Genomic DNA, 22,296 nt, shown 5'->3' on the forward strand with positions numbered 1-22,296 from the left:
GGACATGCTCACGTCCCCCCTCCGAAACCCACGTGGATCTAGGCTGAGCCCGTACTACCCGCAAGCGGAGGGAGCGCACATGGCGACCGGCAACCCCCTGGGGAAGAAGCAGCCGCCGGACGAGCAACGGCTCGGACCGGTCCTCCGGCGGCGGGACAAGGTGACGGCCAGCACCACCGACCAGCGGCTGCTGGACGAGCGCGCCCCCGCGGACTGGGTCCACACCGACCCCTGGCGGGTCCTGCGGATCCAGTCGGAGTTCGTCGAGGGCTTCGGCACGCTGGCCGAACTCCCGCCCGCGATCAGCGTGTTCGGCTCGGCGCGGACGCCGGTGAACTCCGCGGAGTACGACGCGGGCGTGCGGCTGGGCCGGGGACTGGTGGAGGCCGGCTGGGCCGTGATCACCGGCGGCGGCCCGGGAGCCATGGAGGCGGCCAACAAGGGCGCGTGCGAGGCCGGCGGCACCTCGGTCGGGCTCGGCATCGAGCTGCCCTTCGAACAGGGGCTGAACCCCTACGTCGACATCGGCCTGAACTTCCGCTACTTCTTCGTCCGCAAGATGATGTTCGTCAAGTACGCGCAGGGGTTCGTGGTGCTGCCGGGCGGCCTCGGCACGCTGGACGAATTCTTCGAGGCCCTCACCCTGGTCCAGACCCAGAAGGTGACCCGCTTCCCGATCGTCCTGTTCGGCAGCGAGTACTGGGGCGGGCTGGTGTCCTGGCTGAAGAACACGCTCGTGGCCCAGGGGAAGGCGACGGAGAAGGACCTGCTGCTGTTCCACCTGACCGACGAGGTCGAGGAAGCGGTGGCACTGGTGTCCAAGGAGGCGGGGCGCTAGGCGCTGTGCCTGGGTGGGGCGGGGCCTGGGGCTTCGCCCCGGCCCCCTTTTTTCCCGACCGCCCGCCCGTCTCGGGGGTTTGCCAGGGCCTTTCGCCGGCCTCTTCTACGCCAGGCCCTCGTCTACGCCAGGCCCTCGTCTACGCCAGGCCGCGGCGGGCGACCGCCGGGGGGCGGTGGCCGGCGATGGAGGCGACCATGTCCAGGACCTGGCGGGTCTCGGCGACCTCGTGCACGCGGTACACCTGGGCCCCCAGCCACGCCGACACCGCGGTCGTCGCCAGCGTGCCGATCAGCCGTTCCTTCACCGGCCGGTCCAGTGTCTCGCCCACGAAGTCCTTGTTGGACAGCGACACCAGCACGGGCCACCCCGTGGCGACCATCTCGTCCAGCCGCCGCGTCGCCTCCAGGCTGTGCCGCGTGTTCTTGCCGAAGTCGTGCCCGGGATCGATCAGCACCGACTCCCGCGGCACCCCCAGGGCGACGGCGCGCTCCGCCAGCCCCAGGGTCACCTCCAGGATGTCGGCGACGACGTCGTCGTAGGTCACCCGGTGCGGACGGGTCCGGGGCTCGGCCCCGCCCGCGTGCGTGCACACCAGCCCGGCACCGTGCCGCGCGGCCACCTCCGCGAGGGCCGGGTCGACGCCGCCCCAGGCGTCGTTCAGCAGGTCCGCGCCCGCCTCGCACACCGCCTCGCCGACATCGGCCCGCCAGGTGTCCACGCTGATGATCACATCGGGGAAGCGGCGGCGTACCTCGGCGACGAAGCCCACCGTCCGCCGTGCCTCCTCCTCCGCCGTGACCTCCTCGCCGGGTCCCGCCTTCACCCCGCCGATGTCGACGATCGCGGCGCCCTCGGCCACCGCCCGCTCCACGCGCGCGAGGGCCGCCTCGTCGTGGAAGGTGGCCCCCTGGTCGTAGAAGGAGTCCGGGGTCCGGTTCACGATCGCCATGATCACGGGCTCGTGCGACCCGAATTCCCGCTTGCCCAGCCTGAGCATCCGCTGTGACCTCTCCTAGTACGTCCCTCGGTACAGCCGCCTGCGACCCTAACCGCCCGGCTCGCATGGCACGATCGGAGCCTGACAGATTCGTCTTCCGGCACAGCGTCCGGTACCGAGCGTGGGGACCCCTGGCGATGCTGATGTTCTTGTTCCTGGTCGTCGCCCTGGCCGTCGTGGTGGCCGCGGTGACACTCGCCGTGGTCAGCGGCGGTGAGCGCGGCCCGTTGCCGGAGGCCGCCCCGGAGCGGCTGCGGGACCCCCTGCCCCCGGACCGCCCGGTCGGCGGCCAGGACGTGGAGAACCTGCGCTTCCCGCTCGCGCCGCGCGGCTACCGCATGTCCGACGTGGACGACGCCCTCGGCCGGCTCGCCGCCGAACTCGCCGAGCGGGACGCCCGTATCGCCGACCTGGAGTCCGCGCTGGCCGGCGCCCGCGCCGCCGCGCACGCCCGGCTGGACAAGCCGGGCCAGGAGGACCAGCGATGAGCGCCGGAGCCGCCCTCGCCGGCCCGGACGGCAGGGCGCGTTGCCCGTGGGCCCTGTCCGCCGAGGACTACGTCTCGTACCACGACGAGGAGTGGGGCCGGCCGGTCCACGGCGACGACGCCCTCTTCGAGCGGGTCAGCCTGGAGGCCTTCCAGTCGGGCCTGTCCTGGATCACTATCCTGCGCCGCCGCCCGGGCTTCCGCGCCGCGTTCGCGGGCTTCCACATCGAGAAGGTCGCCGCGTTCACGGACGAGGACCGCGAGCGGCTGCTGGCCGACCCGGGCATCATCCGCAACCGCGCCAAGATCGACGCGACGCTCGCCAACGCGCGCGTGCTCGCCGGCTGGGCCGAGGGCGAACTGGACGAGCTGATCTGGTCGCACGCCCCCGACCCGGCGGGCCGCCCGGTGCCGCGGACCCTGGCCGACGTCGCCGCCGTCACCCCCGAGTCCACGGCCCTGTCCAAGGCGCTGAAGAAGCGGGGCCTGAAGTTCGTCGGCCCCACGACGGCGTACGCGCTGATGCAGGCCTGCGGGCTGGTCGACGACCACCTGGAGGGGTGCGTGAGCCGCACCCGCCCGCAGGCCCGGTAGCTCAGCGGCCCAGGTACTTCGGCTTCTCCTTGTTCACGAAGGCCTGGACCGCGATCGCGTGGTCCTCGGAGCTGCCCGCGCGGGTCTGCAGCTCGTCCTCCTTGTCCAGGGTCTCGGCAAGGGAGTGCGTCAGGCCGTAGGCCACCGCTTCCTTGATCGCCGAGTACGCCACCGTCGGGCCCTCGGCCAGGGCCCGGGCCACCTTCTCGGCCTCGGCCCGCAGCTCGGCGGCGGGCACGAGCCGGTTGGCGATGCCCAGCTCCAGGGCGTCCTGCGCGCTGATGTTGCGCGGGAAGAGCAGCAGGTCGGCGGCGCGGCCCGGGCCGACCACCCGGGGCAGCGTCCAGGAGATGCCGGAGTCGGCGGTGAGCGCGACGCCCGCGAACGAGGTGTTGAACGCCGCCGTGTCGGCCACCACCCGGTAGTCGGCGGCCAGCGCGAAACCGAAACCGGCCCCGGCGGCGACCCCGTTCACCGCGGCGACCACCGGCTTCGCCGCTCCGGTCAGCGCCCGCACGATCGGGTTGTAGTGCTCCCTGACCGTGGTCATCGTCTGCCCCGAACCGGTCTCGCGGTCCGACACCAGCAGCCCGATGTGCTCCTTGAGGTCCTGGCCCACGCAGAACGCCCGGTCCCCGGCCGCGGTCAGCAGGATCGCCCGTACGGCGCTGTCCCCGGCCGCGGACTCCGCCGCCTCCCGGAGGGCGACCTTGGTCGCGATGTTCAGCGCGTTCATCGCCTCCGGGCGGTTCAGCGTGATCGTCGCGAGTCCCTCGCTCACCTCGTAGAGAACGGTGTCGGCCATGGGGCATCCCCTCCGGTCAGAAGTGGTGACGTACCGCTCAGTACGCCACGGTCCGAAGGACAGCATGGCGGAGATCGCCGCCCGGGGGCCGGACCGGACGTGTGACCTGCGTCAAACAAAAACGGAGCGGGGCCGCTCCCCATGCGTCCGCGCGGTGGCGCAGTATCGCAGCCACATCGCCGAATTGGGTGGTTTTGCTCGCGCGCGTTGCGCAAGCGATGCCGACTGATGTTGGTCATCGGGTCCTGCGATGCGGGATAATGGCCTGGAAGCAATGTGTTCGATGCCGGTGTCGCGTGTCCGGTACGAGGACCGCGGGGTGCCCTTCGTGGGGCTTCGGCAGACGATGAGCCTGGTTTCAGGAAGGGGAACGAGCATGGCGGCCATGAAGCCGCGGACGGGTGATGGCCCGCTCGAGGTGACCAAGGAGGGGCGGGGCATCGTCATGCGCGTTCCGCTCGAAGGCGGCGGTCGACTCGTCGTCGAGCTGACCCCTGACGAGGCCGAGGCGCTCGGCGACGCCCTCAAGAAGGTCGTCGTCTGACGAGCCGGCGATCCTGTCCTTCCGTCCGCCCCGGCATCGTAAGCGGTGCCGGGGCGGACGTGTGTCCGGGACCCCCGGGGGCCCGTCTCACCGCTTGACGGCGCACAGCAGCCCGTCGCCCACCGGCAGCAGCGACGTCACCAGTTCCTGGCTCTCCCGCACCGTGCGCAGCAGCTCACGCAGCCGCAGCACCTCCGAGGGCTGCGGTCCCGAGTCGACCGTGCGGCCGTTGGCGAAGACGCCCTCGAAGACCACCAGGCCGCCCGGACGCAGCAGGCGCAACGATTCACCCAGGTAGTCCGAGTACTCCTGCCGGTCCCCGTCGCAGAAGACGAGGTCGTAGCCGGCGTCCGCGAGCCGGGGCAGCACGTCCAGCGCGCGGCCCGGGATGAACCGGGCCCGGTTGCTGGCGAAGCCGCAGGCACGGAAGGCCTGCCGGGCGAACTGCTGGTGCTCCGGCTCCGGGTCGACTGTGGTGAGCACCCCGTCCGGGCGCATGCCGTGCAGCAGATGGATTCCGGACACCCCGCAGCCGGTGCCGATCTCCGCGACCGCCTTCGCGTCCACGGAGGCGGCGAGCAGCCGGAGCGCGGCACCCGTGCTGGGCGACACCGAGCGCAGCCCTGCCTCGCGGGCCCGGTCGCGGGCCCAGCGCAGCGCTTCGTCCTCGGCGACATAGGCGTCGGCGAACGCCCAGCTAGTCTGCCGGTTGCCGGTAATGACGCTCTCCTGTCCCCGTGGGTGCCTGGGCGTGACTGTATCCGTTGGCGTCGGGAACCCGCAGATGGGACCGCGCGTTTACAGGGTTGAGACGAAGGGCCCGGACGCGATGGGGGGCGAGCGGTGGATCGGGACGCCGAGCACATGCTGACGCAGCCGTATGAGCCGTATCAGCCCAGATCAATTTCTCGTAAAACCGCTTATCCGGTCCTAACGGGCGAGGTGGCTATGGTAGGGGCTCCACTGGACACCACCAGAGCTGACAGGGGAGGTGCGGCTGCGCCTGTTGACCGCAGAGGGATGCTGAGGCGTCTTCTCGGGTCGTCGGGGAAGCCGAAATCCGTGACCGACACTGCTGCTGACCACAGCCGGACCGCCGGCGCCGCCCAGACCGCGACCTTCTCCACCGACGCGGACGGGCAGGCGTGGACTCCGCCCACCTGGGAGGAGATCGTCAGCACGCACAGCGGACGGGTGTACCGCCTGGCCTACCGCCTCACGGGCAACCAGCACGACGCCGAGGACCTCACCCAGGAGGTCTTCGTCCGTGTCTTCCGTTCCCTGTCGACGTACTCGCCCGGCACCTTCGAGGGCTGGCTGCACCGCATCACCACCAACCTGTTCCTGGACATGGTCCGGCGCAAGCAGCGCATCCGCTTCGACGCCCTCGGCGAGGACGCGGCCGAGCGCCTGCCCAGCAAGGAGCCGACCCCGCAGCAGGTCTTCAACGACGCGCACTTCGACGCCGACGTGCAGCAGGCGCTGGACACCCTCGCGCCCGAGTTCCGCGCCGCCGTCGTGCTGTGCGACATCGAGGGACTGTCGTACGAGGAGATCGCCGCGACCCTCGGCGTGAAGCTCGGCACGGTCCGCTCCCGTATCCACCGCGGCCGCTCCCAGCTCCGCAAGGCCCTCGCCCACCGGTCGCCGGAGGCCCGCCGGGCCGAGCGGCGCTCCTTCGTGGCCCGTGTCCCCGCTCTGGGGGGAGGGGGCGCGACCGCGTGAACGGATCCCGTCCGAAACCCGCTCAGCCGCACCTCGCGGAGCAGCACCTGGGAGACCGGCTCTCCGCCCTGGTGGACGGGGAGCTCGGTCATGAGTCGCGCGAGCGTGTCCTCGCCCACCTGGCCACCTGCGCCCGGTGCAAGGCGGAGGCGGACGCCCAGCGCCGGCTGAAGAACGTGTTCGCCGAGGCGGCCCCGCCGCCCCCCTCCGAGAGCTTCCTGGCCCGTCTCCAGGGCCTTCCCGGGGGAGGCGACCTCGACGGCGGCGGCACGCCGGCGCCCGGCGGAGGCTTCCTCGGCCGGGGCTCCGACACCGGGGTCTTCGGGGTGCGGCGCGAGGAGCGCTTCGAGTTCGGCTACGTCCCGGCCGCGTCCGCCCATGCGGCGGCCCCCGCTCCCGAGGAGCGCGGTTTCCGCATCCATCCCGTCGGCCGCCCGGACGCCGACCGCTCCGCCTCGCGCGGACTGCGGTTCGCGGCAGCCGCCGCCGGGGCGGTGTCGCTGGCCGCGGTCGCCCTCGGCGGCGTCACCACCGCCATCCCCGGCGACCTCGCCGCGGACGCCCGCGGCGGCTCCGGCACGGGCAACGTGGTCCCGGCCCGCTCGGCCGGTGCGGGCGCGGGCTCGGTCCCGGGTGCGGCGACGCCGGACACGCAGCGCCGCCGTGCGGTGGGGCCGCTTCTCGCCCAGGGCAGCAGCCTGCTCGGTCCGGGCCCGGCGGCGCCGACCTCCCTGTCGGCCCCGCTGCTGCCCGGCTCCCAGCCGCCCCTCACCGGGCAGGTCGAGGACGTCATGCGCGACCTGACGGCGCCGGTGATGGCCGGCGCGGCCGCGGTCTCCCCGCTGATACGCCCGCTGGACGACATCTCGCCGCTGCCGCTGACCTCCTGGCCCGCCACGCCCGGGCCGAAAGGTCCGGACACACTGTCCGCACCCGTCCCCGACACGCCCTCGGCCTCCGGCGCCCCCTCGGCCGCCCCCGCGAACCCGTCCGGGCGGAACTGACCCAAGTCTCACCACCGGTCGGTACCCGTCCGACAGGCGGGCCGGGTACCGTTGGGCGACCGAGGATCGCAAGAGGAGCGTCAGGTGTTCAATGACATAGGCCCACTCGAGCTGGTGACCATCATTGTTCTCGCCGTGCTCGTCTTCGGTCCGGACAAGCTCCCCAAATTCATCCAGGACGTGACGCGGACGATCCGGAAGATCCGCGAGTTCTCGGAGAGCGCCAAGCAGGACATCCGCACCGAGCTGGGCCCGGAGTTCAAGGACTTCGAGTTCGAGGACCTCAACCCCAAGGCCTTCATCCGCAAGCAGTTGGACAACGAGGACCTGGGGCTGAAGGAGATCCGCAACGGCTTCGACCTGAAGAAGGAGATGGCCGAGGTCACGGACGCGGTCCACAGCCGGGACAGCGACGCCTCGTCCTCCTCGTCGGGCGGGCGCATCGACATGACCAAGAAGCCCGAGGACTCCGGCAAGGACGGTCCCCCGCCGTTCGACGCGGACGCCACCTGATCCGAACCGGGCTGGAGTGACGCACCTCACAGCCCGCTCGTGTCGTACAGGCCCCACACGGGCGGTCCGCGCGACCCACGCGCCGGGCGGTTTCCCTGCTGCCCTCATGCATGTGGATATGCTGCCGAGTTGTTGTGCGGACCGGACGAGTACGCCCGAAGGGGGGCGGGCCTCCCGGTCCGACGAGAGCGAGGAGGCGTCCGGGCAGATGGAGACGACAAGTCGGGTGGGCGCACAGACGCCGGCCGCGGAGGGCGGACAACAGGCCCCCTCCGCCCCGCGCGCCATCGACGGGTACCTGCGGGCACCCTTCCCCTGGTACGGCCTCGACGAGGCCTTCACGGGGCCACGCTGGCTGATGCAGGTCGGTACGGCGGCCGAGGGCGCCGTCGAGCACGGTTCGATCGGCCACGGCGACGAGCCCTCCGTGCGCAACGAGCACATGGCCGCGGCCACGGACGAGCCGCGGGAGAAGTTCGCGGTCGTCGTCACCGTCGCCGCGAACCCGTCCCGCCGGAGCGCCGACGGCACGGGACTGCTGGAGGCGACGTCGGTCTCCTCGGCGGCCTGGCTGGCGGGCGTGGGACTGCTGTCCTTCACCTGGCCCGGGCAGATGGACCACAGCCTGCGCGACGACTGGCTGGACCAGCAGACCGAGACCGCCTGGGCGCTGGCCGACGATCTCGAGGGACCGGAGTGGTCCCGGCTCTCGCTGCCGGTGGACGGGGTGACCATGCCCTTCTACTACCGGGAGTCCGAGTTCGGCTGGGTGCTGGCCGGCTCCACCGGGTCCGGCGTGCACGTCGGCGCCTACGGGCGGGGGATGAGCGCGTACGGACTCGGCTTCGCGGTCGTCAAGGACGTCGCCGCGTACGCCTGAGGGACCCGGCGGCGTACGCACGGTGAATCGCCGCGTACGCCCGGCGGGCCCCAGAGGCATGGGAAAGGGGCGCCAGTACCTCCCGGCGCCCCTTCGTCCCGGGCCGTACGGCCGCGAGAGTCCTCAGAACTTGTTCCTGGGGGTCAGCCCCAGCGACAGGCCCGACAGGCCGCGCTGACGGCCGCCCAGCTTCCCCGCGATCGCCCGCAGGGCGGAACCCGCCGGGGAGTCCGGGTCGGTCAGGACCACCGGCTTGCCCTCGTCGCCGCCCTCGCGCAGCCGGACGTCGATCGGGATGCTGCCGAGCACCGGAACCGACGCGCCGGTGGTACGGGTGAGGCCGTCCGCGACCCGCTGGCCGCCGCCCGTGCCGAAGACGTCGACCATCTCGCCGCAGTGCGGGCAGGGCAGGCCGGACATGTTCTCCACCACACCGACGATCTTCTGGTGGGTCTGCACGGCGATGGAGCCGGCCCGCTCGGCGACCTCGGCCGCCGCCTGCTGAGGCGTCGTCACGACCAGGATCTCGGCGTTCGGCACGAGCTGCGCGACCGAGATGGCGATGTCACCGGTGCCGGGCGGCAGGTCCAGCAGCAGGACGTCCAGATCGCCCCAGTACACGTCCGCGAGGAACTGCTGCAGCGCGCGGTGCAGCATCGGGCCACGCCAGACGACCGGCGCGTTGCCCGGGGTGAACATGCCGATGGAGATGACCTTCACGCCGTTCGCCGACGGCGGCATGATCATGTTCTCGACCTGGGTCGGACGGCCGTCAGCGCCCAGCATGCGCGGCACGCTGTGGCCGTAGATGTCGGCGTCCACGACACCGACCTTCAGACCGTCGGCCGCCATCGCGGCGGCCAGGTTCACCGTCACCGAGGACTTGCCGACGCCGCCCTTGCCGGAGGCGACCGCGTAGACCCGGGTGAGGCTGCCCGGCTTGGCGAACGGGACCTCACGCTCGGCCTGGCCGCCGCGCAGGGCGTTCGCCAGCTCCTTGCGCTGCTCGTCGCTCATCACGTCCAGCGCCACGTCGACGCGGGTGACGCCCTCGACCCGCGAGACCGCCTCGGTCACCCGGGTCGTGATCGTCTCGCGCATCGGGCAGCCGGAGACCGTCAGGTACACGGTGACCGCGACCGCGCCGTCCTCCCCGATCTCCACCGATTTGACCATCCCCAGCTCGGTGATGGGTCGGTTGATCTCGGGGTCGTTCACCGTCGCCAGTGCCTCGCGCACCGCGTCTTCCGTAGCCATAGAGACGATGGTACGGCGCCCCGAGGGGCGTGCGGGTAGCCCCTCAGCGGTCGTCTGCGTCACGTCCGGGCGACCGTTCCGCCCGCTCTGCCGGGAATACGACATGCCCGTCGTGGCGCCGCCGTTCCTCCAGTTCCTTCACCAGGTCCTGCAGCTCCGAGCGGATCCAGTCGCGGGTGGCCACCTCGCCGAGACCGGTGCGCAGCGCGGCGACCTCCCGGGTCAGGTACTCCGTGTCGGCGATGGACCGCTCGTTCTGCTTGCGGTCCTGCTCGAGGTTGACCCGGTCGCGGTCGTCCTGCCTGTTCTGCGCCAGCAGGATCAGCGGGGCCGCGTAGGAGGCCTGCAGGGACAGCATCAGGGTCAGGAAGATGAACGGGTACTGGTCGAAGCGCAGCCCCACCGGCGCGGCGATGTTCCACAGCACCCACAGGATGATGACGACCGTCATCCAGACGATGAAGCGTCCCGTGCCGAGGAAGCGGGCGATCCGCTCCGACAGCCGGCCGAACGCCTCCGGGTCCCACTCGGGCAGGATCCGGTGCCGCGGCGGGCGCGGCTGGTCCAGACGCGGGGCGCGGGGCCGGGTGGCGGCCGTGGCGCCCACCGGGTTGCGCTCGCGGGTCGCGGTGTCGCGCTCAGGAGCCATGAGTGGCCGCCTCCTCTCCCTCATCCAGGTGGAACTCCGTCTCGCGCCAGTCGTCGGGCAGCATGTGGTCGAGGACGTCGTCCACGGTCACCGCGCCGAGCAGCGAGCCGGACTCGTCCACCACGGGGGCGGCCACCATGTCGTACGCGGCGAAGAACCCGGCGACGACCGGCAGGGCGGCGTCCGGGTCCAGGGTCTGCAGATCGTCGTCGACCATCGAGCTGACCAGGGTGTACGGAGGGTCGCGCAGCAGCCGCTGGAAGTGGACGGTGCCCAGGTACTTGCCGGTCGGGGTCTCGTCGGGCGGGCGGCAGACGTAGACCTGGGCGGCGAGCGCGGGGGAGAGGTCCTGGTTGCGGACCCGGGCGAGCGCGTCGGCGACCGTGGCGTCCGGGCGCAGCACGATCGGCTCCGTGGTCATCAGACCGCCCGCGGTGTGCTCCTCGTACGACATCAGGCGCCGCATGTCGGCCGCGTCGGCGGGCTTCATCAGGCTCAGCAGCCGTTCCTTGTCCGCCTCCGGCAGTTCGGCCAGCAGGTCGGCCGCGTCGTCCGGGTCCATGGCCTCCAGGACGTCGGCCGCGCGCTCCTCGGCCAGCTTGCCCAGGATCTCGATCTGGTCGTCCTCCGGCAGCTCCTCCAGGACGTCGGCGAGACGGTCGTCGTCCAGGGCCGCGGCGACCTCGGCGCGGCGCTTGGCGGACAGATGGTGCAGCACGTTGGCGAGGTCCGCGGGGCGCAGCTGCTCGAACGTGGCGAGCAGGTTCTCGGCGCCCTGTCCGTGCTCCTCCAGGGAGAAGCCGGTGACGGACGACCACTCGACGGTCAGGGTCTCGCCCTTGGCCCGGCGGAAGGCACCGCCCTTCCTCCCCCTGCGGACGAAGACGCGGTCGATCTCCCAGTCCCGGCGGGCGGGCAGCTGCTGCACGGACAGGTCGAGGACGGTGACCTCCTCGTCGCTCTCCACCAGCCGCACCCGCCGGTCCAGCAGCTCGCCGAAGACCAGCCGCTCGGTGGGCCGCTGCTCGAAGCGGCGCACGTTGAGCACACCGGTGGTGATGACCTGGCCGGACTCGATACCGGTCACCCGGGTCATGGGCAGGAAGATCCGGCGCCGGGTCGACAGCTCGACGACCAGACCGAGGACGCGCGGGGGCCGTCGCCCGACACGCAGCATGACCACCAGGTCGCGTACACGACCTACCTGGTCGCCGGCCGGATCGAAGACGGGGACCCCGGCGAGGTGCGAGACGAAGATCCGGGGGGCGCCGGCTGCCATGGCTGTGCTTCCTTTGCTCGCCTTGCGTGGGATTGCTGTTCTCTGCCCGCTCGCGTGCGCTTCAGGCTAGCCCGTACCGATCCGATACGCCCTGGTGGGCGGTCCGGACGGACTGGCTCCGCCGGGCGGGCGGGGCCCCGGTACGCTGCCGTACGCCGCTCAGCAACCGTCAGAAAGGCAGCCCCACCTGTGACTGCGATGCCCCTGGGCCGGGTCCGCCGGGCCGCGCTGGTGACCGCGACATGCGCACTGGCCGTGACGGGAGCGACGGTGCTGACGGGGTGCGGCGACGATCCGGACGCCGGGACCAACGGGGTGGGCAAGCTGCCCGCCGACCGGATCCAGGCGAAGACCCGTGCCGCCGCCGACGCCGCTCCCGCGGTGCGGCTGGCCGGGACCGTGGTCACCAGCGGCCGTACGTACCGGCTGGACATGCGGCTGAAGGACGACGGCGGCACCGGCTCGGTCACCTCCCAGGGCGCCACCTTCGGGCTGCTGCGGGTCGGCGAACAGCTGTATCTGAAGGCCGACGCGGAGTTCTGGAACGGCGGCGACAAGTCCGCGGCGGGCAAGCTCGACGGCAAGTACGTGAAGGTGCCGCAAGGGGACCCCGCGTACAAGAAGTTCAGCGGCTTCACGGACAAGGACCTCCTCCTCGACGGTCTGCTGACCCTGCACGGTCCGCTGGCGACCGACGGCCACCACGAGACGGCGGGTACCCGCACCATCCGGATCACCGGCGACGGCGGCGACGGCGGCACCCTGGAGGTCTCCCTGGAGGGCCAGCCGTACCCGCTCCGCCTGGAGCGCGCCGGTTCCGCGGGCACGCTCACCTTCTCGGACTGGGGCAAGGACTTCACCGTCGCCCGGCCCGCGAAGGGCGAGACGGTCGACTACGGCAAGCAGCTCCCGACGTCGTAGCCGGCCCGGCGCTACTTCTTCCTTCGGCGCCCGGCCAGCAGCCGGGGCAGAGCGGCCGGGGCCGCCCGGCGCGTCGTCGCCGGGGAGGGCACCGGACGCTCGGCCAGACTCCCGGCGGGCAGCGGAAGCGAGGTCCCGGCCGGCACCAGACGGAGCACCCTGCACTCGCGGGCCCACCGCGCGGGCATCTCCTCACCGTCGGGGGCGTTCAGCCGCTTGCCCTTCAGCTCTGCCACCGCGGCCTCCCACTCCGGTGAGCCGGGGGCCGCCTCGGACACGGTGGCCCGCCAGGTCACCAGCCGGCCGCCCTTGTCCTTGCTGCGCACGGTCACCTCGGCCGCGCCGCCGTCGGCGAGGCCGGTCAGCGGCTGCTCCCCGGGCCCGTCGCCGACCAGGCACACCGCGCCCTCGTGCCACACGTGCCACAGCGCACGCGCCGCCGGGGCCCCGGCGCCCCTGACCCAGATGAGGCCGGACTTCTTGGTGGCCTCCTCGACGAGGGCCTGATCGAGCAGCTCGCTTGTCATGCGCCCAGCCTAACCAGGGGTCTCACAGCCAGCCGTTGCGCTTCAGGGTGCGGTGGATGCCCAGACACAGGGCGACCGTGACACCCATGATCACCGGGTAGCCGTACCGCCAGTGCAGCTCCGGCATGTACTTGAAGTTCATGCCGTACACCCCGCACACCATCGTCGGTACGGCGATGATCGCGGCCCACGCGGTGATCTTGCGCATGTCCTCGTTCTGCGCGACGGACGCCTGCGCCAGGTTGGCCTGGAGGATGGAGTTGAGCAGTTCGTCGAAGCCCAGCACCTGCTCCTGGACGCGGGCGAGGTGGTCGGCGACGTCCCGGAAGTACTTCTGGATGTCCGGGTCGACCAGCCGCATCGGCCGCTCGCTCAGCAGCTGCATGGGCCGCAGCAGCGGGGCCACCGCCCGCTTGAACTCCAGCACCTCACGCTTGAGCTGGTAGATCCGCGCCGAGTCCACACCACGCGAGACACCGCCCCGGCGGCCCGGCGAGAAGACCTCGGTCTCCACCTCGTCGATGTCGACCTGCACCGCGTCGGCCACCGCGATGTAGCCGTCCACCACGTGGTCGGCGATCGCGTGCAGCACGGCCGAGGGGCCCTTGGCGAGCAGTTCGGGGTCGTCCTGCAGCCGGTGCCGCAGCGCCCGCAGCGAGCCCTGGCCGCCGTGCCGGACGGTGATGAAGAAGTCGCGGCCGGTGAAGCACATGACCTCGCCGGTCTCCACCACCTCGCTGGTCGCGGTGAGCCGGTCGTGCTCGACGTAGTGGATGGTCTTGAAGACGGTGAACAGTGAGTCGTCGTACCGCTCCAGCTTGGGCCGCTGGTGGGCCTGCACCGCGTCCTCCACGGCCAGCGGGTGCAGCCCGAACTCGCGGGCGATACCGGCGAATTCCGACTCGGTGGGCTCGTGCAGGCCCATCCACACGAACCCGCCGTCGCGGCGCACCAGCCGCATCGCCTCCTGCGGGCTCAGCGGCTCCGCACTGCGCACCCGGGCGCCGTCGCGGTAGACGGCGCAGTCGACGACCGCCGAGGGCGTCGAGGGGTCGCGCGTGGTGTCGTACGGCGCGCTCTGCTCCTTGCGCGGCGAGACACGGGACGACGGGCGGACCACGGCGCGCAGGTCGCGGATCATCGACATGGGCAGGCTCCTTCGCGGGCGGGCAGCGAAAGCGCGTGTCGACGGGTGGAACTACCCGGAATGGGGACGTCCGGCGGAAGTCTTCCCGGCCCGGGGCGGGGAAGGATGTTTGGCACGTCCACAAAGCGGGGAGCACCGCACCGTCGCGGTGGCGACTTCGCTACTGATGCAGAACTGATTCAGGTCAGACAGATCAGGCAAAGCGAGACGAAGTGCTCTTCCGAACGACGACGCGATTGGGAAGGCGGCGGCCAGCCGGTAACTAGATCAGCAGCCGGAAGAGCGAGTGGTACTGCACGGTCGACTTCGATCCATGACAGCCCCACCTCCTCCGGCCGGTCCCTCGTAAGGGAGTCTCAGCGTCGGGACTCGATAGCGACGCTTCTGCGTGCTGCCCCGAACCACCGGCTCAGCGTAGCAGCAGCGTGTGGTGTCAAGGCGCCGCTTTGCCCGGTGCTGACGAGTTCTATGCTCACCGCATGGTTGATGTTCTTCCTCTGGTCGAGGCACGGTTGAGCACCGCGCTGGGCGAACCGGACGCGCGCGCCGCGGTCACCTTCCTCGGTACCGACCGCATCGAGGTGCTCCGGTTCCACGAGGGGGACGTGGTCCGTTACGCCTCGCTCGGCATGTCCGCGCACCCCATGACCGACCCCACGGCGATGCTCGCCGACCCCGTCAAGGGCCCGCGCGTCGAACTGGTCCTGTCGGTCCGCGCCGGTCTCGCCGACACCGACAAGGTGCTCCGCGCGCTCGCCGTGCTCGCCGCGTCCCCGCAGGTGGAAGGTGTGGTCGTGGCGCCCGGCGCCTCCCTGGACGTCGGTGAACCGCTCTGGCCCGGCGCCCCGTTCAGCTCCGTGCTGGTGGGCGAGCCGGGCGGACTCGTCGAGGATCTGGCGCTGGACGACCCGATGGACCCGGTGCGGTTCCTGCCGCTGCTGCCGATGACCCCCAACGAGGCCGCCTGGAAGCGGGTGCACGGCGCCGCGGCCCTCCAGGAGCGCTGGCTGGCGAACGGGACGGACCTGAGGGATCCCGCCCGCGGGTCCGTCCCGCTGGACGCCGGGGCCGAGTGAGCAAGCTCACCAAGACCCTTTCCTGACCGGTCAGTTGGCGAAGACGCCGACCCCGTCCTCGGTGGCGTGCCGCGGCTCGAGCTCCTCGGCCTCGTGCGTGAGGGCCTTGCGCCGTACGAGGACCACGACCGCTCCGAGCAGGGCGGTGACCGCCGCGACCACGAACGGGACGTGGATGTCGGTCCACTCCTCGATCTTCGGCGCGAAGTAGGGCGCGGCCGCGGCCGCGAACCAGCGGACGAAGTTGTAGCCCGCGCTCGCCACCGGGCGCGGCGCGTCCGACACGCCGAGGGCCAGTTCGGTGTAGACCGTGTTGTTCACGCCGATGAAGGCGCCGGACAGGATCGTGCAGACGACGGCCGTGGTGTGGTCGCCGTAGCCGAGCACGAGCACGTCCGCCGCGAGCAGCACCAGCGAGCCGCCGAGCACCCTCAGCGAACCGAACCGCTTCTGCATGCGCGGGGCCACGATCACCGAGAAGACCGCGAGCAGCAGGCCCCAGGCGAAGAACACCGCACCGGAGCGGTACGGGGTCATGTTCAGCACGAACGGCGTGAAGGCCAGCACGGTGAAGAACGTGTAGTTGTAGAAGAACGCCGAGACGGCCGCCGAGGCCAGGCCGCCGTGGCCGAGCGCCTTGAGCGGGTCCAGTACCGAGGTCTTCCGGGCGGGCCTCGGCTGCTCCTTCAGGAACGCCGTGATGCACAGGAAGCCGATCGCCATGAGCGTCGCCGTGCCGAAGAAGGGGTAGCGCCAGCTCGCGTTGCCGAGGAGTGCGCCGAGCAGCGGGCCGCAGGCCATGCCGAGGCCGAGGGCGGACTCGTAGAGCAGGATCGCCGCCGCGCTGCCCCCGGCCGCCGCGCCCACGATCACCGCGAGGGCGGTGGAGACGAACAGCGCGTTGCCGAGGCCCCAGCCCGCGCGGAAACCGACGAGCTCGCCGACCGATCCCGAGGTGCCGGCCAGGCCCGCGAAGACGACCACGAACGCGAGGCCGAGCAGCAGGGTCCTGCGGCCGCCGATGCGGCTGGAGACGAAGCCGGTCAGCAGCATCGCCACCGCGGTGATCAGGAAGTACGAGGTGAAGAGCAGGGACACCTGGCTGGGTGTGGCACGCAGGCCCTGTGCGATGGACGGCAGGATCGGGTCGACCAGACCGATGCCCATGAAGGCGACGACGGAGGCGCCGGCCGTGGCCCACACCGCCTTGGGCTGTCGCAGGATGCCGCCGGCTCCCGCGTCGAAGGGGTCCATGTGCTTCTCCCGTCCCGGCTGAATAGTTGGCTTATGCATACAGTAAGTTAGCGGAGCTAATTAATGCAAGGTGCATCTAGTTTTCCCTGGTCGGGCGGGCCACGCGGCTTCCGCCCGGACGGGTGATCGTCCTTGACGCGGGCCGGTCGGGGTAGGACCGTGGGGCCCTATGAGGGGCGAACCCAGTTGCCCGAAGTGTGGTGGCCGGGTCAGGGCTCCCGGCCTTTTCGCCGATTCCTGGCAGTGCGACGCGCACGGGACGGTGTATCCGCTGCAGCCCGTGATCCCGCCCAGCGTCGAGGCGCTCAACGTCGTCGTGCACCGCACGCAGGTCCCGGTGTGGATGCCGTGGCCGCTGCCGGTCGGGTGGCTGTTCACGGGCGTGACCTACGCGGGGGACGACCGCAGCGGCGGCCGTGCCACCGCCGTGGCGTGCTCCGGTCCCGGTCCGCTGGGCGGCATGGGCGAGCTGATCCTCGTCGCCGAGGAGTTGGGTGTCGGTCTCGGCGCGCACTACGCGGGCGTCGACGGGCCGGACCCGGGTCCTTACATGAACGTCGAGAAGCCGCCCCAGGCCAAGGTCCTGGCCGCCGGGCGCCCCACCCCGCTCTGGCATGTCTCCGGCGGTCCCGACGACCGCGCGGTCTTCGCGGGCGAGGCGCTGGGGCTGTGGCTGTGGGCGGTGGTGTGGCCCGAGCAGTCCGGCCTGCTCATGTACGACGAACTGGTGCTGGCCGATCTGCGGGACGCGGGCGCCGAGATAGACCTGGTGCCGTGCGGCGCGCTGTCGCCGAGACTGTTGAAACCCTGAGCGCCGGCTGTAGGGGGCGCTCAGGGGTTGCGGGTGTGACAGGGCATCCGGTTCCTGCCGCTATCCTTAGGTGTCCCCACCCGTCCCGTCACCGCCTGGAGCAGCCGTGCGCATCGACCTGCACTGTCACTCCACGGCCTCCGACGGCACGGACACCCCGGCCGAGCTGGTGCTGGGCGCCGCCGCGGCCGGTCTGGACGTAGTCGCGCTGACCGACCACGACACCACCCGTGGGTACGCCGAGGCGATCGCCGCGCTGCCCGAGGGGCTCACCCTGGTGACCGGCGCCGAGCTGTCCTGCCGTGTCGACGGCATCTCCATGCACATGCTGGCCTACCTCTTCGACCCCGAGGAGCCCGCTCTGCTCGCCGAGCGCGAGCTGGTCCGGGACGACCGGGTGCCGCGGGCCCGGGGCATGGTCGCCAAGCTGAACGAGCTGGGCGTGCCGGTCACCTGGGAGCAGGTGGAGCGGATCGCCGCCGGCGGTTCCGTGGGGCGGCCGCACGTCGCCACCGCGCTGGTCGAGCTGGGCGTCGTGCCCACCGTCGGTGACGCGTTCACCGAGGAGTGGCTCGCCGACGGCGGCCGGGCCTACGTGGAGAAGCACGAGACCGACCCCTTCGAGGCGATCCGGCTGGTCAAGGGCGCGGGCGGGGTCGCCGTCTTCGCGCACCCGGCCGCCGCCAAGCGCGGCCGCACGGTGCCGGAGTCCGTGATCGCCGAACTGGCGGCCGCCGGTCTGGACGGCGTCGAGGTCGACCACATGGACCACGACGCCGACGCGCGGGCGCGGCTGCGCGGCCTCGCCGCTGAGCTGGGGCTGCTGGTCACGGGGTCCTCGGACTACCACGGCAGCCGCAAGACCGTCTCGCTGGGCGAATACACGACCGACCCCGAGGTCTACGGCGAGATCACCCGGCGGGCCACCGGAGCGTTCCCGGTGCCGGGGACCGGCGGGGTCTGAGGCGGCCGGCCCGCCTCACCCGATCGTCCCTGTATCTCTCTCTTCAGCAAGGCCTGTAGCACCACCATGTTCGACCTCGCCGTCTTCGGCTCCCTGTTCCTGACCCTTTTTGTCATCATGGATCCCCCCGGGATCACCCCGATCTTCCTCGCCCTGACCGCCGGCCGTCCGGCGAAGGTGCAGAAGCGCATGGCCTTCCAGGCCGTGTGCGTGGCGGGCGGGGTCATCGCCACCTTCGGCGTCCTGGGCCACCAGATCCTCGACTACCTGCACGTCTCCGTCCCCGCGCTGATGATCGCGGGTGGCCTGCTGCTGCTTCTGATCGCGCTGGACCTGCTCACCGGAAAGACCGACGAGCCGAAGCAGACCAAGGACGTGAACGTCGCCCTCGTGCCGCTGGGCATGCCGCTGCTGGCGGGGCCCGGCGCCATCGTGTCCGTGATCCTCGCCGTGCAGAAGGCGGGCAGTGTGGCCACGCAGGCCTCGGTGTGGGCCGCGATCCTTGCGATCCATGTCGTGCTGTGGCTGGTGATGCGTTACTCGCTGCTGATCATCCGGGTCATCAAGGACGGCGGGGTGGTCCTGGTGACGCGGCTCGCGGGCATGATGCTCTCCGCGATCGCCGTGCAGCAGATCATCAACGGTGTCACTCAGGTGATCCGGGGGAGCTGAGAAGCGGGCCTCGGCTCCCCCGGAAAGCTTGAGTGAGCGCCGGGTGTTACGAGGCCGGGCTCTCGGCCGGGCGGATCCAGAGGCGCTGTCCTACGGCTGCGGCCTGCTGAACGATCCGGTTGACGGAGGCGGCGTCCACGACGGTGCTGTCCACGGTGGTGCCGTCGACCTCGTCGAGTCGCATGATTTCGAAGCGCAAGGGCTTCTCCCTTCGTCTGGTCATCCTCCTGCGGAGAACTACTGGTGTGACGTGCTGTCGTAGGTATCCAACGAGCTGCGTGTTACAAACATTCCCTACGCTAAATAAATTTTTCGAACGTCTAATTACTGACCGGTAAGCGGCGTAGGGAGGACTGACCGAGAGCGGTTGTGTTCGCAGCGTGATCGCCAGGACAATGGAGGCGATGAACGACGACCTGGCGGCACTCGCCGCCCGCATCGACCACACCAACGAGCTGCTGCAGCGCATGCTCGCCGAGGTGGCGAAGACGCCCTCGACCCACGCGATCTTCGTCGACGCGGGATACCTCTACGCGGCCGCGGGCCGGCTCGTCGCCGGGACGGAGGACCGGCGCGCCTTCGACCTCGACGCCGAGGGCCTGATCGACGCCCTCATCGACCGGGCCCGCACCATCTTCGCCGACAGCCGGCTGCTGCGCGTCTACTGGTACGACGGCGCACGCCGCCGCATCCACACCGCCGAGCAGCAGACCATCGCCGAACTGCCCGACGTCAAGGTCCGTCTCGGCAACCTCAACGCCAACAACCAGCAGAAGGGCGTCGACTCCCTGATCCGCAGCGACCTGGAGTCACTGGCCCGGCACCGCGCCATCAGCGACGCGGCCCTGCTCGGCGGCGACGAGGACCTGGTGTCGGCGGTGGAGGCGGCCCAGGGCTACGGCGCCCGCGTCCATCTCTGGGGCATCGAGGCGGCCGAGGGACGCAACCAGGCCGAGCCACTGCTCTGGGAGGTCGACAGCCAGCGCACCCTCGACCTGGAGTTCTTCAAGCCCTACGTCTCCCGGCGCACGGCCGCCGCCTACGAGCCCGCCTCCGGGACCCGGCCCACCCGGGAGGGCGTCCGCTTCGTCGGCGCCCAGATCGCGGCCAAGTGGCTCTCCGCGCGGGGTCGCGAAGCCCTGGTCGAGCTGCTGCCCGGCCACCCCTACCTCCCCGGCTCCGTCGACCAGGACCTGCTGGTCGAGGCCGAGGGCATGCTCCAGTACTCCCTGCGCGGCCAGGCCGACCTCCGCCGCGCCCTCAGGGACGGCTTCTGGGAACACCTGCAGACGCAGTACTAGGGCGGCCGCGGCCGCAGGCCCGCGCCGGGGCAGGGGGCCCGCCGGTCCGGCCGGTCCGCGGCGCGGCCCCTACCGGGCCGGTCGATCCCCGGTGTCGCGCCGGTCGTCGAGGCGGACCTCCAGGTCCGGCCAGCGCGCGGTCCACCGCGTCAAGTCGTCCGCGTCCAACGGCCCCAGCCGGTGGAGCGATCCGGCCGGCGCGAAACGGACGGTCGTCCCCGTGCTTCCGTCGGGCCGAAGAGGCTCCAGGCCGGTCACCGGCACGCCTCGCTCATAGTGCTGGGTCCAGGCCCCGTCGAGACGGCGATTGGTGTGCACGAGCCACTCGCTGAGCGCCGAGACGACGGACATGCCCCGACGCGGATGCCCGTCCGGAAGCCGCTCCGCATCCGGGTGGCCGAAGAACCGCAGGTCCCTCGTCGCCATCACCGGCTTCTTCACGAGCCGGCCGTGACCGCCCACGCGGGTGTCGGTGCCCCGGCCGTTGTCCGCCACCGACACGGAGCCGTCGCCGTGCAGGGTGATCAGGCAGCGTCCCCCCGCTCGGGACGAAGCCTCGTCGGCGGCATAGGCGACGACCTCGAGGACGAGGTGCACCGGGCCGCCGGGGGCGAACTCCGCCGGATCCCGGCGGATCCGGGCGAGGTGACGGAGGTCCACAGTAGCGGCCCAGTCGTGGGTGGTGTTGACCCAGGCGGCAGTTGACCCGTCCATCGGGTGAGCATCCCACCCTTCCTGCTCCGCCCGGGGAGACACCCTGCCCGTCAGCCGGTAAGCGTGGGGTGGGCGTCCCAGAAGTCCGCGAGGGCCTGGGCCGTGGCGAGGGGCCGGTCGGTGTTGGGGGAGTGCTCGGCGCCCTCGACGACAGTCCGCCGGGCCCCCAGCCGCGCCGCCATGTCGTCGAGCAGCGCCAGCGGCCAGGTGTCGTCCAGCGCGCCCGACAGCACGTGGAAGGGCAGCGGCACGGCGGCGAGTTCGGCGACGCGGTCCGGTTCGGAGCACAACTGGCGTCCGGTGGCGAGGAGTTGGGCGGGCTTGTTGCCCATCCAGCGGCGCCGCAGGTCGACCCGGTTGTCGAGGCCGCCGTCCAGCCCGCCGGTGGCGGTCTCCTCGGGCGCCTCCATCGCCTGGATCGCGTCCCACACCTCGGCCATCGTCATCACCGCGAGCGCGTCCCGCAGCAGCTTCACACGCTGCTGCTGGGAGGCCGAGATCTGCGCGGGGCCCGAGGCCATCAGGGTGAGCGACGCGAAGGGGGAGTGGTCGAGCAGCACGGCCGCGCGCGAGACCTGCCCGCCCAGTGAGTGCCCCATCAGATGCACCGGCGCCGTTTCGAGGGCCGCCACCTGCGCGAGCACGTCCCTGGCCAACTCCTCCTGGGCGTAAGCGGATTCGTCGTGCTCGGGGCCGTCCGACTCGAACTGGCCGCGCCCGTCCACGGCCAGGGTCCGGTACCCGCGCCCGGCCAGCGGCACGTGCAGCGGGTTGAAGTCCTCCTTGCTGCCGGTGAACCCCGGCAGCAGCAGCGCGACCCCTCTGGGCTCGACCCCGTCGGCGACGGGCGCGTCGACCACGGCGAACTCACCGCGCGCGGTCCGCAGGGAGTACGCCTGGGCGCCGGCGGGCGGGACGAAGGTGGCAGGCCTGCTCATGGGGAGAGGCTATCGGGCGTTGCCGTGCGGCGGGTGACGGGCCGTGTGCCGGCCGGAGGCGGGGAGGGAACGCCGATGGCCCGGCCCACCGAAGTGGGCCGGGCCATCAGGTCGATGCCGTCGTGCTGTCCGGCTGGTACGCCGACGCGCCGGTCAGGCTTCGGGAGCCTCCGCGGCCGCCGTCGCCTTGCGGGTGGTCCGGCGGCGCGGCTTGGTCTCCGGCTCCTCGGTGGCCTGCGCCGGAATCTCCGGGACGGCCGCCTCGGCGACGGCCTTACGGGTCCGCCGTGCCTTGGGCGCGGCCACCTCGGCCCCGTCCACGGCGGCCTCGGCGGCGGCAGCGGTCTTCCGGGTCCGGCGCGGCTTGGCCTCGGCCTCGGGTGCCTCGGCGGTCAC

Annotated in this window: 27 protein-coding genes; 14 read left to right on the plus strand and 13 right to left on the minus strand. The window is 71.8% G+C overall.

The genetic code is table 11. The features are described 5' to 3' along the window. Nucleotides 1–79 precede the first annotated feature (79 nt). The gene (locus tag AB0924_RS09000) at nt 80–838 is read left to right on the plus strand and encodes a TIGR00730 family Rossman fold protein (protein WP_358927480.1); all 759 of its coding nucleotides are present in this window, start codon (nt 80–82) and stop codon (nt 836–838) included. 139 nt (nt 839–977) lie between these two features. Here AB0924_RS09000 and folP read toward each other — a convergent pair whose 3' ends face one another. Then, entirely contained in the window at nt 978–1,838 is an 861-nt protein-coding gene (gene folP, locus AB0924_RS09005) for a dihydropteroate synthase (RefSeq protein WP_366911032.1), read from the minus strand. A gap of 137 nt (nt 1,839–1,975) precedes the next feature. Between folP and AB0924_RS09010 the strand changes: the two genes are divergently transcribed. Then, complete coding sequence (locus AB0924_RS09010) at nt 1,976–2,326, plus strand: DivIVA domain-containing protein (RefSeq protein ID WP_358927482.1); 351 nt, start codon at nt 1,976–1,978, stop codon at nt 2,324–2,326. Continuing rightward, nucleotides 2,323–2,919, plus strand: coding sequence for a DNA-3-methyladenine glycosylase I (locus tag AB0924_RS09015; RefSeq protein WP_358927483.1), 597 nt, complete (start codon nt 2,323–2,325; stop codon nt 2,917–2,919). The genes AB0924_RS09010 and AB0924_RS09015 overlap by 4 nt, the downstream gene beginning before the upstream one ends. A gap of 1 nt (nt 2,920) precedes the next feature. Here the strand turns inward: AB0924_RS09015 and AB0924_RS09020 are convergent, their stop codons facing one another. Further along, nucleotides 2,921–3,724, minus strand: a complete 804-nt coding sequence (locus AB0924_RS09020; protein ID WP_358927484.1) for an enoyl-CoA hydratase-related protein — start codon at nt 3,722–3,724, stop codon at nt 2,921–2,923. 376 nt (nt 3,725–4,100) lie between these two features. Between AB0924_RS09020 and AB0924_RS09025 the strand changes: the two genes are divergently transcribed. Beyond that, entirely contained in the window at nt 4,101–4,268 is a 168-nt protein-coding gene (locus AB0924_RS09025; RefSeq protein WP_018544333.1) for a DUF3117 domain-containing protein, read from the plus strand. A gap of 87 nt (nt 4,269–4,355) precedes the next feature. Here the strand turns inward: AB0924_RS09025 and AB0924_RS09030 are convergent, their stop codons facing one another. Then, a complete protein-coding gene (locus AB0924_RS09030) occupies nt 4,356–5,054 on the minus strand; it encodes an O-methyltransferase (RefSeq protein ID WP_358927622.1) in 699 nt (232 codons plus the stop codon). A 234-nt stretch (nt 5,055–5,288) separates the two neighbouring features. Between AB0924_RS09030 and sigE the strand changes: the two genes are divergently transcribed. From sigE to AB0924_RS09050, 4 genes are all read left to right on the plus strand, one after another. Beyond that, nucleotides 5,289–5,993 carry an RNA polymerase sigma factor SigE gene (sigE, locus tag AB0924_RS09035; protein WP_358927485.1) on the plus strand — a complete coding sequence of 235 codons (705 nt, stop codon included), beginning with the start codon at nt 5,289–5,291 and terminating at the stop codon, nt 5,991–5,993. Beyond that, nucleotides 5,990–6,997: a zf-HC2 domain-containing protein gene (locus AB0924_RS09040; protein WP_366911033.1), complete on the plus strand. Its 1,008-nt coding sequence runs from the start codon at nt 5,990–5,992 to the stop codon at nt 6,995–6,997. The genes sigE and AB0924_RS09040 overlap by 4 nt, the downstream gene beginning before the upstream one ends. A gap of 84 nt (nt 6,998–7,081) precedes the next feature. Continuing rightward, on the plus strand, nt 7,082–7,510 hold the full coding sequence (locus AB0924_RS09045; protein ID WP_366911034.1) for a sec-independent translocase: 429 nt from the start codon (nt 7,082–7,084) through the stop codon (nt 7,508–7,510). 208 nt (nt 7,511–7,718) lie between these two features. After that, nucleotides 7,719–8,390: a hypothetical protein gene (locus AB0924_RS09050; RefSeq protein ID WP_358927488.1), complete on the plus strand. Its 672-nt coding sequence runs from the start codon at nt 7,719–7,721 to the stop codon at nt 8,388–8,390. A gap of 123 nt (nt 8,391–8,513) precedes the next feature. Here AB0924_RS09050 and AB0924_RS09055 read toward each other — a convergent pair whose 3' ends face one another. Genes AB0924_RS09055 through AB0924_RS09065 form a run of 3 tightly spaced genes read right to left on the minus strand, consistent with a single transcriptional unit; the run spans nt 8,514 to nt 11,575 of the window. After that, nucleotides 8,514–9,647, minus strand: a complete 1,134-nt coding sequence (locus AB0924_RS09055) for an Mrp/NBP35 family ATP-binding protein (RefSeq protein WP_358927489.1) — start codon at nt 9,645–9,647, stop codon at nt 8,514–8,516. 43 nt (nt 9,648–9,690) lie between these two features. Next, nucleotides 9,691–10,296, minus strand: a complete 606-nt coding sequence (locus tag AB0924_RS09060) for a DUF1003 domain-containing protein (RefSeq protein ID WP_358927490.1) — start codon at nt 10,294–10,296, stop codon at nt 9,691–9,693. Beyond that, complete coding sequence (locus AB0924_RS09065; RefSeq protein WP_358927491.1) at nt 10,286–11,575, minus strand: CBS domain-containing protein; 1,290 nt, start codon at nt 11,573–11,575, stop codon at nt 10,286–10,288. The genes AB0924_RS09060 and AB0924_RS09065 overlap by 11 nt, the downstream gene beginning before the upstream one ends. A 198-nt stretch (nt 11,576–11,773) precedes the next feature. On the opposite strand from AB0924_RS09065, the gene AB0924_RS09070 reads away from it, so the two are divergent. Further along, entirely contained in the window at nt 11,774–12,496 is a 723-nt protein-coding gene (locus AB0924_RS09070) for a hypothetical protein (RefSeq protein WP_358927624.1), read from the plus strand. Between the two features lie 11 nt (nt 12,497–12,507). On the opposite strand, the gene AB0924_RS09075 is transcribed toward AB0924_RS09070, so the two are convergent. Further along, nucleotides 12,508–13,023, minus strand: coding sequence for a hypothetical protein (locus AB0924_RS09075; RefSeq protein ID WP_366911035.1), 516 nt, complete (start codon nt 13,021–13,023; stop codon nt 12,508–12,510). Between the two features lie 22 nt (nt 13,024–13,045). After that, nucleotides 13,046–14,170, minus strand: a complete 1,125-nt coding sequence (locus AB0924_RS09080; RefSeq protein WP_358927493.1) for a magnesium and cobalt transport protein CorA — start codon at nt 14,168–14,170, stop codon at nt 13,046–13,048. A gap of 479 nt (nt 14,171–14,649) precedes the next feature. Between AB0924_RS09080 and AB0924_RS09085 the strand changes: the two genes are divergently transcribed. Beyond that, the gene (locus AB0924_RS09085; protein ID WP_366911036.1) at nt 14,650–15,246 is read left to right on the plus strand and encodes a suppressor of fused domain protein; all 597 of its coding nucleotides are present in this window, start codon (nt 14,650–14,652) and stop codon (nt 15,244–15,246) included. Between the two features lie 30 nt (nt 15,247–15,276). Here AB0924_RS09085 and AB0924_RS09090 read toward each other — a convergent pair whose 3' ends face one another. Continuing rightward, complete coding sequence (locus AB0924_RS09090) at nt 15,277–16,500, minus strand: MFS transporter (RefSeq protein ID WP_366911037.1); 1,224 nt, start codon at nt 16,498–16,500, stop codon at nt 15,277–15,279. 169 nt (nt 16,501–16,669) lie between these two features. Between AB0924_RS09090 and AB0924_RS09095 the strand changes: the two genes are divergently transcribed. The 3 genes from AB0924_RS09095 (at nt 16,670) to AB0924_RS09105 (ending at nt 18,947) form a co-directional block, all read left to right on the plus strand. Then, nucleotides 16,670–17,311 (plus strand): DUF6758 family protein, encoded by a 642-nt coding sequence (locus AB0924_RS09095; RefSeq protein ID WP_358927496.1) that lies wholly within the window; start codon nt 16,670–16,672, stop codon nt 17,309–17,311. A gap of 106 nt (nt 17,312–17,417) precedes the next feature. After that, nucleotides 17,418–18,275 carry a PHP domain-containing protein gene (locus AB0924_RS09100; RefSeq protein WP_366911038.1) on the plus strand — a complete coding sequence of 286 codons (858 nt, stop codon included), beginning with the start codon at nt 17,418–17,420 and terminating at the stop codon, nt 18,273–18,275. Nucleotides 18,276–18,341: 66 nt separating this feature from the next. Further along, nucleotides 18,342–18,947 carry a MarC family protein gene (locus tag AB0924_RS09105; protein WP_358927498.1) on the plus strand — a complete coding sequence of 202 codons (606 nt, stop codon included), beginning with the start codon at nt 18,342–18,344 and terminating at the stop codon, nt 18,945–18,947. A gap of 46 nt (nt 18,948–18,993) precedes the next feature. On the opposite strand, the gene AB0924_RS09110 is transcribed toward AB0924_RS09105, so the two are convergent. Then, complete coding sequence (locus AB0924_RS09110; RefSeq protein WP_174266095.1) at nt 18,994–19,146, minus strand: hypothetical protein; 153 nt, start codon at nt 19,144–19,146, stop codon at nt 18,994–18,996. Nucleotides 19,147–19,342: 196 nt separating this feature from the next. Here AB0924_RS09110 and AB0924_RS09115 point away from each other — a divergent pair, with 196 nt between their 5' ends. Continuing rightward, nucleotides 19,343–20,248, plus strand: a complete 906-nt coding sequence (locus AB0924_RS09115; RefSeq protein WP_358927626.1) for an NYN domain-containing protein — start codon at nt 19,343–19,345, stop codon at nt 20,246–20,248. 69 nt (nt 20,249–20,317) lie between these two features. Here the strand turns inward: AB0924_RS09115 and AB0924_RS09120 are convergent, their stop codons facing one another. From AB0924_RS09120 to AB0924_RS09130, 3 genes are all read right to left on the minus strand, one after another. Further along, nucleotides 20,318–20,962, minus strand: a complete 645-nt coding sequence (locus tag AB0924_RS09120) for an ATP-binding protein (protein ID WP_366911039.1) — start codon at nt 20,960–20,962, stop codon at nt 20,318–20,320. A 50-nt stretch (nt 20,963–21,012) separates the two neighbouring features. Further along, on the minus strand, nt 21,013–21,900 hold the full coding sequence (locus tag AB0924_RS09125) for an alpha/beta hydrolase (protein ID WP_366911040.1): 888 nt from the start codon (nt 21,898–21,900) through the stop codon (nt 21,013–21,015). A gap of 153 nt (nt 21,901–22,053) precedes the next feature. Next, nucleotides 22,054–22,296: hypothetical protein (locus AB0924_RS09130; protein WP_366911041.1), on the minus strand; the 243-nt coding region annotated here is incomplete at its 5' end.

The sequence above is a fragment of the Streptomyces sp. NPDC047869 genome (assembly GCF_040704065.1).
Taxonomy (GTDB): Bacteria; Actinomycetota; Actinomycetes; order Streptomycetales; family Streptomycetaceae; genus Streptomyces.